General features: G+C 65.5%; 16 protein-coding genes, 2 pseudogenes and 1 riboswitch. Of the genes and pseudogenes, 3 read left to right on the top strand and 15 right to left on the bottom strand.

Annotated features, from left to right (window positions below):
- Positions 1 to 10: 10 nt before the first annotated feature.
- Positions 11 to 178: pseudogene (gene pgk, locus A5777_RS25225) on the top strand (phosphoglycerate kinase); the annotation flags it as partial.
- A gap of 48 nt (positions 179 to 226) precedes the next feature.
- Here the strand turns inward: pgk and A5777_RS04185 are convergent.
- The 10 genes and pseudogenes from A5777_RS04185 to A5777_RS04140 all read right to left on the bottom strand — a co-directional run.
- Positions 227 to 913: pseudogene (locus A5777_RS04185) on the bottom strand (phosphoglycerate kinase); the annotation flags it as partial.
- Complete coding sequence (gene gap / locus A5777_RS04180) at positions 913 to 1,935, bottom strand: type I glyceraldehyde-3-phosphate dehydrogenase (RefSeq protein WP_064861721.1); 1,023 nt, start codon at positions 1,933 to 1,935, stop codon at positions 913 to 915. The gene gap and the pseudogene A5777_RS04185, both read right to left, overlap by 1 nt.
- A 140-nt stretch (positions 1,936 to 2,075) precedes the next feature.
- On the bottom strand, positions 2,076 to 3,053 hold the full coding sequence (gene whiA / locus A5777_RS04175; protein WP_039854557.1) for a DNA-binding protein WhiA: 978 nt from the start codon (positions 3,051 to 3,053) through the stop codon (positions 2,076 to 2,078).
- A gap of 108 nt (positions 3,054 to 3,161) precedes the next feature.
- Positions 3,162 to 4,172, bottom strand: coding sequence for a gluconeogenesis factor YvcK family protein (locus A5777_RS04170; protein WP_005202731.1), 1,011 nt, complete (start codon positions 4,170 to 4,172; stop codon positions 3,162 to 3,164).
- On the bottom strand, positions 4,169 to 5,071 hold the full coding sequence (gene rapZ / locus A5777_RS04165) for an RNase adapter RapZ (protein WP_005202730.1): 903 nt from the start codon (positions 5,069 to 5,071) through the stop codon (positions 4,169 to 4,171). The genes A5777_RS04170 and rapZ overlap by 4 nt, the downstream gene beginning before the upstream one ends.
- Positions 5,064 to 7,112 carry an excinuclease ABC subunit UvrC gene (uvrC, locus tag A5777_RS04160; protein WP_064861720.1) on the bottom strand — a complete coding sequence of 683 codons (2,049 nt, stop codon included), beginning with the start codon at positions 7,110 to 7,112 and terminating at the stop codon, positions 5,064 to 5,066. Before uvrC ends, rapZ begins: the two co-directional genes overlap by 8 nt.
- A 48-nt stretch (positions 7,113 to 7,160) precedes the next feature.
- Positions 7,161 to 7,646, bottom strand: a complete 486-nt coding sequence (locus tag A5777_RS04155; RefSeq protein WP_156529280.1) for a PH domain-containing protein — start codon at positions 7,644 to 7,646, stop codon at positions 7,161 to 7,163.
- Between the two features lie 17 nt (positions 7,647 to 7,663).
- Positions 7,664 to 8,152 carry a 6,7-dimethyl-8-ribityllumazine synthase gene (ribH, locus tag A5777_RS04150; protein ID WP_064861718.1) on the bottom strand — a complete coding sequence of 163 codons (489 nt, stop codon included), beginning with the start codon at positions 8,150 to 8,152 and terminating at the stop codon, positions 7,664 to 7,666.
- Positions 8,149 to 9,471: a bifunctional 3,4-dihydroxy-2-butanone-4-phosphate synthase/GTP cyclohydrolase II gene (locus tag A5777_RS04145; protein ID WP_231894933.1), complete on the bottom strand. Its 1,323-nt coding sequence runs from the start codon at positions 9,469 to 9,471 to the stop codon at positions 8,149 to 8,151. The genes ribH and A5777_RS04145 overlap by 4 nt, the downstream gene beginning before the upstream one ends.
- A 5-nt stretch (positions 9,472 to 9,476) precedes the next feature.
- On the bottom strand, positions 9,477 to 10,127 hold the full coding sequence (locus A5777_RS04140; RefSeq protein WP_064861725.1) for a riboflavin synthase: 651 nt from the start codon (positions 10,125 to 10,127) through the stop codon (positions 9,477 to 9,479).
- A gap of 120 nt (positions 10,128 to 10,247) precedes the next feature.
- Positions 10,248 to 10,405: riboswitch (FMN riboswitch) on the bottom strand.
- A 163-nt stretch (positions 10,406 to 10,568) separates the two neighbouring features.
- Between A5777_RS04140 and A5777_RS04135 the strand changes: the two genes are divergently transcribed.
- Positions 10,569 to 10,826 (top strand): lipopolysaccharide assembly protein LapA domain-containing protein, encoded by a 258-nt coding sequence (locus tag A5777_RS04135; RefSeq protein ID WP_064861716.1) that lies wholly within the window; start codon positions 10,569 to 10,571, stop codon positions 10,824 to 10,826.
- Between the two features lie 2 nt (positions 10,827 to 10,828).
- On the opposite strand, the gene ribD is transcribed toward A5777_RS04135, so the two are convergent.
- The 5 genes from ribD to A5777_RS04110 form a co-directional block, all read right to left on the bottom strand.
- Complete coding sequence (gene ribD / locus A5777_RS04130) at positions 10,829 to 11,812, bottom strand: bifunctional diaminohydroxyphosphoribosylaminopyrimidine deaminase/5-amino-6-(5-phosphoribosylamino)uracil reductase RibD (protein ID WP_064861724.1); 984 nt, start codon at positions 11,810 to 11,812, stop codon at positions 10,829 to 10,831.
- A 22-nt stretch (positions 11,813 to 11,834) separates the two neighbouring features.
- On the bottom strand, positions 11,835 to 12,533 hold the full coding sequence (rpe, locus tag A5777_RS04125; protein ID WP_372495399.1) for a ribulose-phosphate 3-epimerase: 699 nt from the start codon (positions 12,531 to 12,533) through the stop codon (positions 11,835 to 11,837).
- A gap of 10 nt (positions 12,534 to 12,543) precedes the next feature.
- Positions 12,544 to 13,110, bottom strand: coding sequence for a GtrA family protein (locus tag A5777_RS04120; RefSeq protein WP_064861723.1), 567 nt, complete (start codon positions 13,108 to 13,110; stop codon positions 12,544 to 12,546).
- A 71-nt stretch (positions 13,111 to 13,181) separates the two neighbouring features.
- Positions 13,182 to 14,651 carry an HNH endonuclease gene (locus A5777_RS04115; RefSeq protein ID WP_064861715.1) on the bottom strand — a complete coding sequence of 490 codons (1,470 nt, stop codon included), beginning with the start codon at positions 14,649 to 14,651 and terminating at the stop codon, positions 13,182 to 13,184.
- A 70-nt stretch (positions 14,652 to 14,721) separates the two neighbouring features.
- A complete protein-coding gene (locus A5777_RS04110; RefSeq protein ID WP_064861714.1) occupies positions 14,722 to 15,309 on the bottom strand; it encodes a TetR/AcrR family transcriptional regulator in 588 nt (195 codons plus the stop codon).
- Positions 15,310 to 15,400: 91 nt separating this feature from the next.
- Here A5777_RS04110 and A5777_RS04105 point away from each other — a divergent pair, with 91 nt between their 5' ends.
- A complete protein-coding gene (locus A5777_RS04105) occupies positions 15,401 to 16,105 on the top strand; it encodes an SDR family oxidoreductase (protein WP_064861713.1) in 705 nt (234 codons plus the stop codon).
- Positions 16,106 to 16,107: the final 2 nt, after the last annotated feature.

Here is a 16,107-nt window from a genome sequence, read left to right as displayed (position 1 = left end):
TGGCTCGAAGGTGTCGGACAAGCTCGGCGTGATCGAATCGCTGGCCCCCAAGGTCGACACCCTGGTCATCGGCGGCGGTATGGCGTTCACTTTCCTTGCCGCGCAAGGACATTCGGTCGGTAAGTCGCTGCTGCAGGAAGATCAGATCGACGTCTGCAAAGACCTGCTCGACCGGTTCGCCGACGTCATCCACCTTCCGGTCGACGTCGTCGTCGGCGACAAGTTCGCCGCCGATGACCAGGGTGTCGACCTTGGGGGCCAGCGATTCGATCACGCCGAGCTTGTCCGACACCTTCGAGCCACCGAGCACGACGGCATAGGGCCGCGCCGGATCGGTCGTCAGCGTCGTCAACACGTCGACCTCACGCTCGACGAGCTGACCCGCGTAGTGCGGCAGCAGCTTGGCGACGTCGTACACCGACGCCTGCTTGCGGTGGACCACACCGAAACCATCGGAGACGAACGCGCCGTCGTCGCCCACGAGCTCGGCGAGCTGGGCGGCCATCGACTCGCGCTCGGCATTGACCTTCGACGTCTCGCGGGCATCGAATCGAACATTCTCGAGCAGCAGCACGTCGCCGTCGGTCAATCCCTCGGCGCGCGCGAGCGCATCGGGTCCGACGACGTCGGCGGCGAGCTGGACGTTGCGTCCGAGTTCTTCACCGAGGCGCTCTGCGACCGGCGCCAACGAGTACTTCGGGTCCGGTTCGCCCTTGGGACGACCGAGGTGGGCGGCGATGACAACCTTGGCGCCCGCGTCGATCAGTGCGTTGAGCGTCGGCAGCGACGCGATGATGCGGCCCGGATCGGTGATCTTCGTTCCGTCGAGCGGAACGTTGAAATCCGACCGGACCAGCACCGCGCGCCCTGAAACGCCTTCGGCCAGAAGGTCTTTCAGAGTCTTCACACTCATTACAGCGACTTACCCACCAGATCGGAGAGGTCGACGAGGCGGTTGGAGTAGCCCCACTCGTTGTCGTACCAGGAGCTGACCTTGGCGAGATTGCCCTCGATGACCTTGGTCAGGCCCGAGTCGAAGATCGACGAGTGCGGATCCCCCACGATGTCGGAGGACACGATCGGAGCGTCGTAGTAGCGGAGGATGCCCTTGAGCGGGCCCTCGGCTGCCGCCTTCATCGCCGCGTTGATCTCGTCGACCGACGGCGTCTTCTCGAGTTCGACGGTGAGGTCGGTGATCGAGCCGGTGGGGATCGGGACGCGCAGCGCGAATCCGTCGAGCTTGCCCTTCAACTCGGGGAGTACCAGGCCGATGGCCTTGGCCGCACCGGTCGAGGTCGGCACGATGTTGATCGCGGCAGCGCGAGCGCGACGCAGGTCCTTGTGCGGTCCGTCCTGGAGGTTCTGGTCGGCGGTGTAGGCGTGGACCGTGGTCATCAGGCCCTTGATGATGCCGAACTCGTCGTTCATCACCTTCGCGAACGGGCCGAGGCAGTTGGTGGTGCACGACGCGTTGGAGATGATGTTCTGGCTGCCGTCGTACTTGTTGTCGTTGACGCCCATGACGATGGTGATGTCCTCACCGGTCGCGGGTGCCGAGATGACGACCTTCTTCGCGCCGGCTTCGAGGTGACCCTTCGCCTTCTCCGCGTTGGTGAAGATGCCCGTCGATTCGACGACGACGTCGACGCCGAGGTCGCCCCACGGAAGCGCTGCCGGACCCTCGCGGACCTCGAGCGCCTTGATCTTCTGGTTGCCGACGACGATGGTGTCCTCACCCTCGAGCGACACGTCCTCGTCGAGGATGCCGCCGACGGAGTCGAACTTCAGCAGGTGTGCGAGGGACTTGTTGTCGGCCAGGTCGTTGACCGCGACGATCTCGATGTCGGTCTGGCCCAGCTTCTTTTGTGCCTCAACGGCACGGAAGAAATTGCGGCCGATTCGGCCGAATCCGTTGACGCCTACCCGAACAGTCACTGTGTGCTCCTTAAGCGGTTTCATCGGTCTCGGGCCTCACGGCCCGGGTCATGGGGCGGAGCCAAAGCGCCTCCGCGAACCCAGTCACCGTCCAGCCTAGTGGTCTCGAACACCTCCGGCACCCATTAGGGTCGCTAGCGTCAGGCGTCGTCGAGGAGATCCGACGTGACCGCCGATTCGGTATCGGGAATCCCTTCGGTGCGAGCCTTCTTGTCGGCCATCGACAACAGGCGCCGAATCCGTCCCGCGACCGCGTCTTTGGTCATCGGCGGATCGGCGAGTTGACCGAGCTCCTCCAGCGACGCCTGCCTGTGCGTGACACGCAGTTGCCCTGCGGCGATGAGGTGATCAGGGACTTCGTCGCCGAGGATCTCCAATGCCCGTTCGACACGAGCGGCCGCGGCGACGGCGGCACGCGCGGACCGTCGCAGGTTGGCGTCGTCGAAGTTCGCGAGGCGGTTCGCGGTTGCGCGCACCTCGCGTCGCATCCGTCGTTCCTCCCACACCAATCGCGTGTCGTGGGCGCCCATGCGGGTGAGCAGCGCACCGATGGCCTCGCCGTCGCGGATCACCACGCGGTCGGCACCGCGCACCTCGCGCGCCTTGGCAGACACACCGAGCCGACGCGCGGCCCCGACGAGTGCAAGGGCCGCTTCCGGTCCGGGACAACTGACCTCGAGGGCCGACGAACGACCGGGTTCGGTCAGTGACCCGTGCGCGAGAAACGCTCCGCGCCAAGCAGCTTCGGCGTCGGCGACGCTGCCACCGACCACCTGCGCGGGCAGTCCGCGCACCGGCCGGCCACGCAGGTCGAGAAGCCCTGTCTGACGCGCGAGCCCCTCGCCGTCCTTGGTGACGCGCACAATGTAGCGAGCGCTCTTACGGATGCCTCCGCTACGCAGCACGTGAACTTCGGAGGCATAGCCGTAGAGGTCGTGGATGTCGCGCCGCAGGCGGCGCGCAACGTTGCCCATGTCTACTTCGGCCTCGACCACCACGCGGCCAGCGACGATGTGCAGGCCACCTGCGAACCTCAACAGCGCAGACACCTCGGCCTTGCGGCAACTCACCTGTGTCACCGTGAGCCGGCTCAACTCGTCCTTCACGGCCGCGGTCATTGCCACCGGTCCCTTGCCTCCTGTCACCTGGTTCCCACACCCCTCGCTCGGGCGATACTTCAGACACCCGAGTCTCGCAACGTCCGTGCCTCAGACAATGGACCCAGCCTAGTCGGTGCCTTCACCTTCGCACAGTTGCTTCACCAGCGACGCGACCTTGACGGGGTCGTGCACATGCTGACCGGGGACGGCCAGATCCCCGACGCGCAGTTGTGCGCCGAAATTCTTCGCCGCCCGCACCAGGTGATCACGCTCGGCACCCGACGGTACAGACGCCGAGTCGACGACGACGTCATCGATCGACAACGTGTCGTCGTGCGCGTGCAGGACATGAAGGTGACGCTCGACCGAGAAGCCTGGCGTCTCCCCTGGCTCGGGCGCCAGATTGACGAACAACATCTTGCGGGCTGCGCTCTGACGCAACGCCTTTCGCTGCGCGGGCACGAGCACGTGTGGGATGACGCTCGAGAACCACGAGCCGGGCCCCAGTACGACGAGGTCGGCAGCGGCGATGGCGTCGAGAGCATCGTCACAGGCAGGCGGGTCGGGCGGCAGCAGACGCACGCGACGCACCTTGCCCGGTGTCGTCGCGACCGCGACCTGTCCCCGGATGACCCGACTGATCCGTGGATCGGATTCGAGACCGGACACATCCGCTTCGATCTCCAACGGGCCGGTCGACATCGGAAGCACCCGGCCGTCGACGTCGAAAAGTCTGCCCAATTCATCAAGGGCCGCGACCGGGTCGCCGAGAACTTCGGACAGGCCGGCGAGGAGCAGGTTGCCGATGGGATGCCCTGCGAGTGCGCCGTATCCACCGAAACGATGCTGCAGCGTGCGTGCCCACAGCTCGTGACGCGAGCGTTCCATCGCGCCCGGTTCGGGGTTGTCGCCTCGATCGTCGAGCGCGGCGGGTGCGCTCATCAGCGCGACCATCGCCATCCGTAGATCGCCGGGAGGGATGATGTCGAGTTCGCTTCGGAGCCTGCCGGACGAACCGCCGTCGTCGGCAACCGTCACCACCGCCGTGACGTTCGGGCTGAGGTACCTCATCGCCGTCAACGTCGCGTACAGGCCGTGGCCTCCGCCGAGCGCGACGATGCGGTCCGGGCTGCTCATTCGCGCCCCAGATCGCGGTGCATCACACGCACGTCGTATCGCGTCGAACCGGCGTCGTCTCCCGCAGCTTTCAACCGCGACGCGAGTTCTTCGGCGATCGCGACACTGCGATGCTTGCCGCCGGTGCAGCCGACGCTGATCGTCATGTACCGCTTGCCCTCGCGCAGGTAGCCCTTTCCGACGACCCCAACGAGATCGGTGTAGAGGCCGAGGAAGTGCCCCGCTTCGTCGTGCCCGAGTACGTAGTCGCGAACCGGTGCGTCGCGTCCGTTCTTCTCGCGCAGTTCCGACACCCAGTAGGGGTTGGGCAGGAATCGAACGTCGGCCACCATGTCGGAGTCGATGGGCAACCCGTACTTGAACCCGAACGACTGCACCGCGACGGACAGTCGTGGCTCGCCGTCGTGCGGATAAACCTCCTCGACGAGCTCACGCAGCTTCGACACCGTCAACGACGACGTCTCGACGACGAGGTCGGCGGAGTTCTTGATCGGGGCGAGGATGACACGTTCGCGAGCGATACCTTCAACGAGAGTCTCTTTGCCCTGCAACGGATGTCGACGACGAACCTGCTCGAATCTGCGAACCAGGACAGGATCGGTCGCATCGAGGAACAACACCTTGGTGGCGATCCCCGCGAGTTCGAGTTCGGTGCGCAGGGACTCCAACTGCGCACCGATCGACGGATCGGAAGCCCGCAGCACCACCGCCAGCCGGGTGACCGGCGGGTCGGACTCGCGCACGGTCTCGACCAGCGTCGAGAGCAACGGGGCGGGAACGTTGTCGGCGACGTACCAACCGTCATCCTCCAGGATGTTGGCGACGGTCGATCGGCCCGCACCCGACATGCCTGCCACGAACAGCACGACGAGTTGATCGTCGTCGGCGATCTCAGCCACTCTCTGCTCCCGTCTGGGTTGGAACACTTGGGACACCGTTCTGCTCTGACACACCGTTCTGATCTGACACACCGTTCTGGGCCGGAGCACCCGCGTTGACCGGTTCCAGCGCCTCGTGAACGGCGCGCGCCGTCGCCTCACCGATGCCGGGGACCTGTGCGATCTCGTCGATCGACGCCTCGCGCAGTCGGGCAACCGAACCGAAATGGGTGACCAGAGCGGTGCGGCGTGCGCGCCCGAGACCGGCGACACCGTCGAGCACCGATTCGGTCATCCGCTTGCTGCGCTTGCTGCGGTGGAAGGTGATCGCGAACCGGTGGGCTTCGTCGCGTACGCGTTGCAGCAGGAACAGCGCCTCGCTGTTGCGCGGCAGGATGACCGGGTCGTCGTCGCCGGGCACCCACACCTCTTCGAGGCGTTTGGCGAGGCCGACGACGGAGACGTCGTTGACGCCGAGCTCGTCGAGAACGGCTGCCGCCGCATGGACCTGAGGAGCGCCGCCGTCGACGACGTAGAGGTTGGGCGGATACGCGAACTTCTTCGGCGGCGGTGGCGCGGAATCGACCGCACGCGCGGAGATCTCGCCGGACGTCACGTGCACCGTGGTCGCCGCGGCAGCGTCCTGGTCGGCGCGGTGCCGCAGAAACCGCCTGCGGGTCACCTCCGCGATGGATGCCACGTCGTCGGAGTGTCCGTCGCCCGCCGCCTGCCGAATCGAATAGTGCCGGTAGTCGGACTTGCGGGGCAGTCCGTCCTCGAAGACGACGAGCGATGCGACGACGTCGGTTCCCTGGACGTGCGAGATGTCGACGCATTCGATGCGCAGGGGGGCCTGGTCGAGTCCGAGCGCTTCCTGCAATTCGGTCAGTGCGGCCGACCTGGTGGTGAGATCGCCTGCGCGCCTGAGCTTGTGCTGGGCGAGCGCCTCGCCCGCATTACGCTCGACGGTCTCGAAGAGTGCGCGCTTGTCGCCACGCTGCGGCACGCGCAGACTGACCTTCGACCCGCGCAACCCCGACAGCCACGCGGTGAGTTGCTCCTCGTCTGGCGGCAGCTCAGGGATCAGTACTTCTCGCGGGATCGCCTCGCTGCCGTCGAGATCGTCCTGCCGACCGTAGAACTGGGTGAGGAACTGCGCGACCTGCTCGGCGGGTGACTCGTCGTCGGGTTTCTCGACGACCCACCCTCGCTGCCCGCGCACGCGCCCGTCGCGGACGTGAAAGATCTGCACGGAGACCTCGAGGTCGTCGCCGACCATCGCGACGACGTCGGCGTCGGTGCCGTCACCGAGCACAACGGCCTGCTTCTCCATCGCGCGTCGCATCGCGCCGACGTCGTCGCGCAGCCGTGCCGCGCGTTCGAAGTCGAGTTGCTCTGCCGCCGTGTTCATCTCGCGTTCGAGGCGTCGGATCATCTGGTCGGTGCGTCCGGCGAGGAAGTCGCAGAAGTCGTTGACGATTGCACGGTGCTCGTCGGCACTCACACGTCCGATGCACGGTGCAGCGCACTTGTCGATGTAGCCGAGCAGGCACGGACGATCGATCTGGCGGTGACGTTTGAACACGCCTGCCGAGCAGGTTCTGGCCGGGAAGACGCGGGTGAGGAGGTCGACGGTCTCGCGGATCGCCCAGGCGTGGGAGTAGGGACCGAAGTACCGGACGCCCTTCTTACGCGGACCCCGGTAGACGAACAGCCGCGGATACTCTTCGTTCATGGTGACCGCGAGCATCGGGTAGGTCTTGTCGTCGCGATAGCGGACATTGAACCGAGGATCGAATTCCTTGATCCAGTTGTACTCGAGCTGAAGCGCCTCGACCTCGGTGCCGACGACCGTCCATTCGACCGACGCCGCGGTGGTGACCATCCGGCGCGTACGTGGATGCAGCGACGCCACGTCGGCGAAGTACGACGTCAGACGCGAGCGGAGGTTCTTGGCCTTGCCGACATAGATGACGCGGCCATGTGCATCGCGGAAACGGTAGACCCCGGGGTCGGTCGGAATCGTCCCCGGTGCGGGACGGTAGGTAGTCGGGTCTGCCACGGATTCCAGGCTAGTACGCGGCACCGACCGCAGCGGTGCACCCGCCGGTCAGGTCTGTGCCGAACCGCTCTGGTAACGCGCCGCGAGTTCGCGATAGCGATCCATCGCCTCGACGGCCCTGTCCCCGTCGCCCGCCTGGACCGCCAGCACCGGGATGTGCTCGTCTGCCGGCAGGAGCAACTGCGCACCGAACCCGCGGTCGGGGTAGGTCAGACCGCGCACCCGATCCCACTCGAACAGCCGGTCTCCCCACAGGTTGCGCACCGACACTCCCTGCTTGCCGACGCGCAGCCGCGGTCGAGTGAACAGCAGGATGGCGGCCGCGATGATCAGTCCGATGATGATGATCGCCGCCTGGTCCGACGCCCCGATGTTCTCCGGGCCGGTGTCGGAGATCGTCAGCAGCACACCGAAGACGATGTGGATGGCCAGCACGACGACGGCGACGACGACGGCGATCCGCGCGAGTCGGCGTGGTCGGTAGACCATGTCCCACTCGGCCTCGCCGCGCTCAGACGTGTCGGTCGACGCCATGTGCTGACGGCTCTCGGTCACGTGGGCGATCCGGCGGTGCTCAACGCACGCAGCGTGAGCGCCGACGCCAACGCTGCGGCCGTCGCCTGCGCACCCTTGTCCTCTTTGGAGTCGGGCAGACCGGCGCGGTCGAGTGCCTGTTGCTCGTTGAGTGTGGTCAGGACGCCGTTGCCGACCGGCGTCGACTCGTCGAGCGAGACACGGGTCAGTCCGGCCGTCACGGCGTCGCAGACGTATTCGAAATGTGGCGTCTCGCCTTTGATCACGACGCCGAGTGCCACCACGGCGTCGTGGGTCCGGGCCAGCGCCTGCACGATGACGGGCAGTTCGATGGCACCCGCGACCTGCACGACCGTCGGATCGTCGACGCCGTTCTTCCGTGCTTCGCGCAGTGCGCCGTCGAGCAGTGCCGTACAGATCGTCGCGTGCCACTGGGATGACACGATCGCCAGTGAGACGTCGCCTGCATCGCCGAGGTCGAGTTCGGGTTCGCCCGCGCCGCTCATGCCTGTCCTGCCTCACCAGCGACCGCTGCGCCGTCGGCGAGCGGTTCGTCGAGTCCGATGATGTCGTGGCCCATGCGGTCGCGCTTGGTTCGCAGATACCGCAGGTTCTCCTTGTTCGCACGCACCGGCATCGGTACCCGTTCGACGATCTGCAGACCGTATCCGTCGAGTCCGACCCGCTTGGCGGGGTTGTTGGTCAGCAATCGCATCGAGGTGACGCCGAGGTCGGCGAGGATCTGCGCTCCGAGTCCGTAGTCGCGCGAGTCGGCGGGCAGCCCGAGCTGAAGGTTGGCATCGACGGTGTCAGAACCTGCGTCCTGCAGCTGGTAGGCCTGCAGCTTGTGCATCAGCCCGATGCCGCGGCCCTCGTGACCACGCATGTAAAGCACCACACCGCGGCCCTCCGCGGCGACCATCTCCATCGCAGCGTCGAGCTGCGGACCGCAGTCACAGCGAAGCGATCCGAACACGTCACCGGTCAGACATTCGGAGTGCACACGCACCAGGACGTCGCTGCCGGTTCCGTCGTCTCCCGCGATGTCGCCCATGACCAACGCGACGTGCTCGACGTCGTCGTGGATGCTCGTGTAGCCGACCGCGCGGAACTCTCCGTGCCGGGTCGGGATGCGTGCGTCGGCGACGCGCACGACGTGCTTCTCGTGCCGACGACGCCACGCGATGAGGTCGGCGATTGAGATGAGTGCGAGGTCGTGTTCGTCGGCGAAGACCCGCAGTTCGGGAGTCTGCGCCATCGAACCCTCGTCCTTCTGCGAGACGATCTCGCAGATCACGCCCGCGGGAGTGAAGCCCGCGAGGCGCGCGAGGTCGACAGCGGCTTCGGTGTGTCCGGGGCGTCGAAGGACTCCCCCGTCCTTGGCGCGGAGCGGCACGACGTGGCCGGGTCGGGTGAAGTCGTTCGCGGTGCTCTCCGGGTCGGAGAGCTTGCGCATGGTCGTCGCGCGGTCGGACGCGCTGATGCCGGTGCCGATGCCCTCACGCGCGTCGACCGTCACGGTGTAGGCGGTGCCGTGCTTGTCCTGGTTCACCGAGTACATCGGGGGCAGGCCGAGTCTGTCGCAGGTGTCGCCGTCGAGCGGCACACACAGGTAGCCCGACGTGTAGCGCACCATGAAAGCAACGAGCTCCGGAGTTGCCTTCTCGGCGGCGAAGATCAGGTCGCCCTCGTTCTCGCGGTCCTCGTCGTCGACCACAACGACTGCCTTGCCGGCGGCGATGTCGGCGATGGCGCGCTCGACGGTGTCGAAGTCGACCGTCGTGTGCGTGGCCGTGCCGTCGGTGACGGTGTTATCGGTACTCATCTGTGTCACTTCACTCCTGCTGCGTCCGCGGGTGTTGCGGTGGTGTTCGCCGACGCAAGACGTTCGACGTACTTGGCGATGACGTCGACTTCGAGGTTGACCACGGCACCCACCTGCGCCGTACCCAAGTTCGTCTCGTTCAACGTGGTGGGGATCAGGGAAATTTCGAACCAGCTCTGCCCCTGCCCGCCGGGGTCGCCACCGATGGCGGACACGGTGAGGGACACACCGTCGACGGTGATCGATCCCTTCTCGACGAGGTAGCGCGACAACGAGTCTGGAACGGCGATCCGCACGACGGTCCAGTGCTCAGAGGGCGTCACCAAGGTCACCGTGCCGGTTCCGTCGACGTGGCCCTGGACGATGTGCCCGCCGAAGCGGCCGTCTGCGGCCATGGCGCGTTCGAGGTTGACGCGGCTGCCGGTCGCAAGGACGTCGAGCGAGCTGCGATTGAGGGATTCGGCCATCACGTCGACCGTGAACGCGCCATCAGACGACAACTCCACGACGGTCAAGCACACACCGTTGACCGCGATCGAGTCGCCGTGTGAGGCGTCAGAGGTGACCAGCGGTCCGGAAATGGTGAATCGGGCCGAATCCGAAAGGTCGTCGCGCGCGACGATCGTGCCGAGTTCTTCGACGATGCCGGTGAACAATATGCGCTCCTGTCCTGCCCTCATTGCGGGCGACCCACTGCGTTCCGGATAACCCGACGTGTTCTGAGCGAACACACTGGGCAACCCGCGTGGGGCGGACAGGGCGGCACACCTGTGCCGTCTTGTTCTCTCGCATCCGGACTATGACCGTCGGCTCCGGATTCACACCGGATCTGCTGACCCCGACCTTGCGGCCGGGCGCTCGCGGGCTTGTCGAAGCGACCTGATCGCGACCACTCACCGCCGGTGGGGACTTTCACCCCGCCCCGAGAACGTCACTTTCGACGCTAGCACGCAGGTGAAGGGGTCCGACACTCACCCGAAACCCGCAAACCGCCTCCGGCGCCCCTCACCGGGTGATAATTCCGATCAGCGGGCGTTCATCGCCCACGCCGCAGTGTTCAACCACATTGTTCAACCCCATGGGAAGGCGGTGTCGCCATGACCGCGAACACCGAGCAGAGTTCAACAGGGCAGACGACGTCGTCGAAGCTCCTCGGACTCGCCGCACGTAACTGGATTCCGCTTCTGCTCATCGTTCTGGGAGTCATCTTCATCGCGCAGAACACCCAGCATGTGCGCATCAACTTCTTGTTCTTCCACGTCGGAGCGTCGTTGTGGCTGGTCCTCACGATCATCGCGCTCGCGGGCGTGATCGCAGGATGGTTCATCGGCCGGAACCGCTTGAAGCGCAAGTAGGTTCAGTCACGCGCCATGCGGATGAGAACGTCGTCACCGAGTCGCTCGACGTCGGTGGTGACAAATCGCTTCGCTTGCGCGAGGGTCCTGAGCGCTGGCCGGTCGACCGAAGCAGCACCTGCGCCGAGCACTGTCGGTGCGACGTAGGCCTCGATTTCGTCGACGAGACCCGCGTCGATGAAGGCGCCGATGATCGCCGGTCCGCCCTCGACCAGCACCCAGGTGGCGTCGGGTAGGGCGGCGAGGACGTCTGCCGGGTCGTGGCTGCGCACCTGCAGAAACGGCGCGGCGTCGTCGCGTATGCGGGCCGACGTGTCGACGTCGCGCAACCCCATCGCCACCCGGACCGGTTGGAGTGGCGCGAGAGTGTCGTCGGGCAGGCGTGCGGTGAGAGAGGGATCGTCAGCGAGCACGGTTCCGGTGCCTACGACGATGGCGTCGATCTGCCGGCGCTGGAGGTGTGTGCGCGCCCGTGATTGTTGGCCGGTGATCCAGCGGCTCGTGCCGTCGGGTGCGGCCACCCGGCCGTCGACCGTCGACGCGATCTTCGCGGTGACGAACGGCCTGCCGTGCTCCTGCGTGAACAGCCAGTGGCGCAGTGGACCGGTGCGCGCCTCGACGTCGAGGCGACCGGATTCGACGTCGACGCCCGCGTCGCGCAGCCGCCCGGCTCCCCCGCTGGCGGTGGGATTGGGGTCCGCAACAGCGAACACCACGCGCGCGATCCCCGCGTCGATCAGGGCCTGCGAACACGGGCCGGTGCGGCCGGTGTGATTGCAGGGTTCGAGTGTCACCACCGCGGTTGCGCCGCGCGCGGCGTCCCCCGCAGCACGCAGCGCCATGATCTCGGCATGCGGCCCACCAGGTGGCTGTGTGTGGCCGCGCGCGACGATCTCGCCATCAGGCGACACGATCACCGCCCCGACGGGCGGATTGGGAGAGCTGAGCCCCAGTGCGCCGACCGATTCCTCGATGGCTGACCGCATCGAGGAATCGAGCAGGGGTTTGTCAGTCGACACGAGCCCTGGCCGTGGCGGCCTGCTCGCGCAACGCTGCGACAGCCTTACCGGGATCGTCGGCACCGTAGACAGCCGAACCCGCGACGAAGCAGTCGACGCCCGCTTCGGCGGCCTGCTCGATGGTGTCGGCGTTGATTCCGCCGTCGATCTCGACGAGCAGTCGCAGATCCGACGAGTCGACGATCGTGCGCACGATCTTGACCTTCTCCAGCACCTCAGCGATGAACTTCTGTCCGCCGAAGCCCGGCTCGACACTCATCACGAGCAACGTGTCGATGTCGCGCAGGATCTCCAGGTACGGCTCGAGCGGCGTGTTCGGCTTGATCGCGAGGCCGGCCTTTGCTCCTGCCGCGCGGATGTCACGCGCAACATCGACGGGATCCGACGTCGCCTCGGCGTGAAAGGTGACGTTGTAGGCACCGGCCTCGGCGTACGGCGGCGCCCAGCGCTTGGGGTCGTCGATCATCAGGTGGCAGTCGAGGGGGATGTCGGTTGCCTTGAGCAGGCTCTCGACGACCGGGAGCCCGAGCGTGAGGTTGGGGACGAAATGCGCGTCCATCACATCGACGTGCAGCCAGTCGGCGCGAGTGCTGCCCGGATGCGCGACCGCAGCAGATTCGGCTGCGAGATTGGCGAAATCGGCGGAGAGAATCGACGGCGCGATCATCGGCGTGTTGGCGTCACTCATGGCAGCCAATCTAACTGTCCACCGGACCCGACGATGTGGCAGGTTCTGCGGAGGCAGCCGGCGGCACCTGCTCTTCACGCGCGGCGATCGGTGACCGCACCGCGCGGAACGTCCACAGCTTGTTGACGGCGAAGTTGATGGGCATCGTGATCACGATCGTGATGATCTGGGCCCAGTACTCACGCGAATGCAGACCTGCGCCCTCGTGGAAGAACGACGACGAGAGGTAGATCGGCGACGTCGGATTGGTGAAGCCCACCTTCAGGAACATGCCGACGATCGCAGCGACGCTGCCGACGGCGAGAAATGGCCAAAACTCCGACCACCAACTCGCATGCTTGGCACTTTTGAAGGTCCATGTGCGGTTCAGCTGGAAATTCACGCAATTCGCCACGAGAAATCCGACGATCCAGACGATAACCGTATAGCGAAGGTTGAAGTCGGTGCCGCTGACGTGCCACACCACGTCGTTCGCCTTGGTGGTACCGCCGTGGGCCTTGTTCAGCAGGATAGCGACGACCATATTGACGACGACTCCGCACGCTCCGACAATGCCGAAACGGACAAACTGGCCCATGCTACGTATGTGTTCGGCGTACCGGGCTGCGCGAAGATCGTTCACGTATGGGCAATATACGTGGTCAACGCTCAAACTCCCGCACCGAGAATCAGCGCGCCGTCGGAAGTGATGATATTTGTGCCCTCTGAATGCGCAGCATTTCGCCCATCTGCCATAGGCGATGTACGCGCGTCATCGTCGACGACGAGGTCAGCGGAACCCTCGTAGGCGTCGGCTACGCAACTGACGTCACGCAGCGTTGATCGGTGCCGCCAGTTCGGTCTCGAGCGCGCTCTCCCCCCCGGCCGGAATCCGACGGTGGGCGGTGAGGTGCTCCGATGCTCGCACCCCGAGGGGGTGATGACGTCGATCACGGTGATGTCGCCGAACTCAGTGCGCCGACGGTACTTCCAACCGGGCAGTTCCTTGACCAGATTGTGAAGGCGGCACAGCCCCTCGCCGTTCTCAGCAGTCGTTTCTCCACCACTGCGATGGGCGAGGACGTGATCGATGTGTTCGACGTGGCCGTTGCAGTAGGCAACCCGACACCGCCTGTCACGCCGGGCGACGAAGAGCGCCAATGCCGACGGGAAGCACCGCGACCTGGCGTCCATCGAGACCAACGTGCCGTCGGACGGCCTGGCGTAGAGGCGGCGCAGGCTCGATGCGGTCTCGCTGTCAGGATCGAAGCCTTCCGAGATGAGCTGGCGTGCGATCGACGCCGGAATCGGCCCGTATCCCGGAACCTCCGCCGCCTTCTCACCCCCGAGCATCGTCTCCGCTGACATCACCAGGTCGACAGCGACCGGGACCGCATCGGCTGACGCCTGTCCCGTGACCCGCTCGACGAGCGTGTCGGCCATGATCTGCGCGTGGCTGCGGTCGTCTGCACCGACGACCGAGTCGGCGTACCGCTTGAGTGCCGCGTAGACCGAGATTCCCTGCTTCATCGGCAGCAGCGCGGACAACTGCGTCATCAGATCCGGCGCCGGACGAACTGACACTCGACGATCCTTCTCCGCCTTGGCCTTTCGATCGACGACGGCGCGGGGTTCCAACTCGTATGCGTGTTGCTTCGCCAACGCCTCGAGTTGCCGATCGCCGACGCCTGCGAGGGTCTCCGGATCCTGACAGACCCGACGGTCGATCTCCTCACGCGTTTCGCGCGTGAGGTAGGCGGTCTCGCGGACCAGAATTGTGGCGCGCCACTCGGTCAGTCGGCCCGATGCCAGCGCATCGCGCGTGTGCGGCATCTCGTGGTGGAGCGCCCGCGCGAATCCGAGGTACTGAGACCCCTTCTGCGGAGAGGCTTTTCGCGCGATTCCGATTTCGGCCGAGAGTCCCCGACCCAGCCTCGCCTTCGGTATGCCACGCAGCTCCTCATCGGCGCGACGGAGTTCATCCAACCGCGCGGCCTCACGGGCCTGCGCTGCAGCACAGGCGGATTTGATCTCTTCCAGCACGGTGAGCCGGGCGGCGGCATCGGCTTCGGACTCCGCAGCCGACATCTCACCGAGCGCAGAAACCAGCGATTCCAGCTCGCTGGTTTCTGCAAACATGAGGCTCCCGACGTCGTCGAATGTTTGTTCTAGTCTACGCTGAATGTAGCCTTGCTGCAATCATTTTCGATCAAAATGGCGCCGGGGCGAGTAGGTCGACAAGTGCCCTGACATCGTCATCCACCATCGGTCGCTCTGTCGCCAGTACGCGATACCAAATGACACCGAACACGACGTCGGCAACGAGTTCCGCCGACAGGTGGCCAGGAAAATCGCCACGCGCTGCGGCACGGTCCACGATCTCGATGAGCGCCTCACGTCGACGGTTCAAGAATCCTTCACGAAACCGTTGAGCGAACTCGGGATTGACCTGCGACTCCGCCATGAGGCTACGCAGCGTGTCTGCGATTCCCGGCACTGCTAGCAACCTGAGCGAATCTCGGAGGAAGTGTTCGATGTCGTCACGGAAGGTGCCATGGTCGTCGTGCGAGACACTCAGGTCGGCCTTCGAGGCACCAGCTTCGAGAAGCACGTCAGCCTTCGTCGGCCACCATCGGTACACCGTCTGCTTACCGACACCTGCACGAGTAGCAATGCCCTCAATCGTCAGACCCCCAAAACCCACTTCCTGCGTGAGCTGAAATGCGGCCGACAGGATTGCACTCCTCGCGTGTTCGTTGCGCTTGGGACCTCGGCGACTCGCTGATTGGTCCGACATGCCAACAACCCTAGCAATCACGAGACGCGATGGTCCGCAATTGCCGCTAACGTAAATACGAACCGCAACGTCTCGTGAAGGGATTTGTCTCATGCCTACATCGCTCATCATCGGCGGGAGCTCCGGAATTGGTCTCGCCACCGCCGCCCGACTCAGCACCCTGGGCGACATCGTCCACATCGCTGGTCGCAACGTGAAATCTCTGTCTGAGGCCACGCGCCAGCATCCGTCGCTGATCCCGCATGAACTCGACGCGGGCGACTTTGATGCTGTTGCCTCCCTGGCCGCCGGCGTGGGCGTCGTCGATCGTCTCATCGTGACGGTGAGCGGCAACAAGGGAGTTGGACCGCTCGCCGACCTGGACCTCGAACGCCTGCGCTCGGCCTTCGACGAGAAGCTCTGGCCGACCATCACAGCTCTCAAAGCCGCATTACCGCATCTCGCACACAGCGCATCGGTCACTTTGGTCGGTGCGATCACCGCCCGCATCGGCATGCCGGAGACAGCCGGCATTGGTTCTCTCAACGCCGCAGTGGAGGGACTAGTGGCACCACTTGCCGCCGAGTTGGCGCCGGTGCGTGTCAACGCTGTCTCGCCCGGCTATGTCGACACCCCCTGGTGGAGCATGCTCGACGACGACGCCCGCCCTGCTGTTTTCAAACAGATCGCGGACGGGCTGCCGACCAAGAGAATCGCGGCCGCCGACGATATCGCGCAGGTCATCGAACTACTCGCCACCAACCCGAACATCACCGGCACCGTCATCGAGTCCGACGGAGGAGCCCGCGTCGCCTGACC

It is taken from the genome of Gordonia sp. 852002-10350_SCH5691597, from assembly GCF_001665715.1.
In the GTDB taxonomy this organism is placed as follows: Bacteria; Actinomycetota; Actinomycetes; order Mycobacteriales; family Mycobacteriaceae; genus Gordonia; species Gordonia sputi.
Note: the sequence above shows the minus strand (reverse complement) of the source record. Positions and strands in the feature narration are given on the sequence as shown.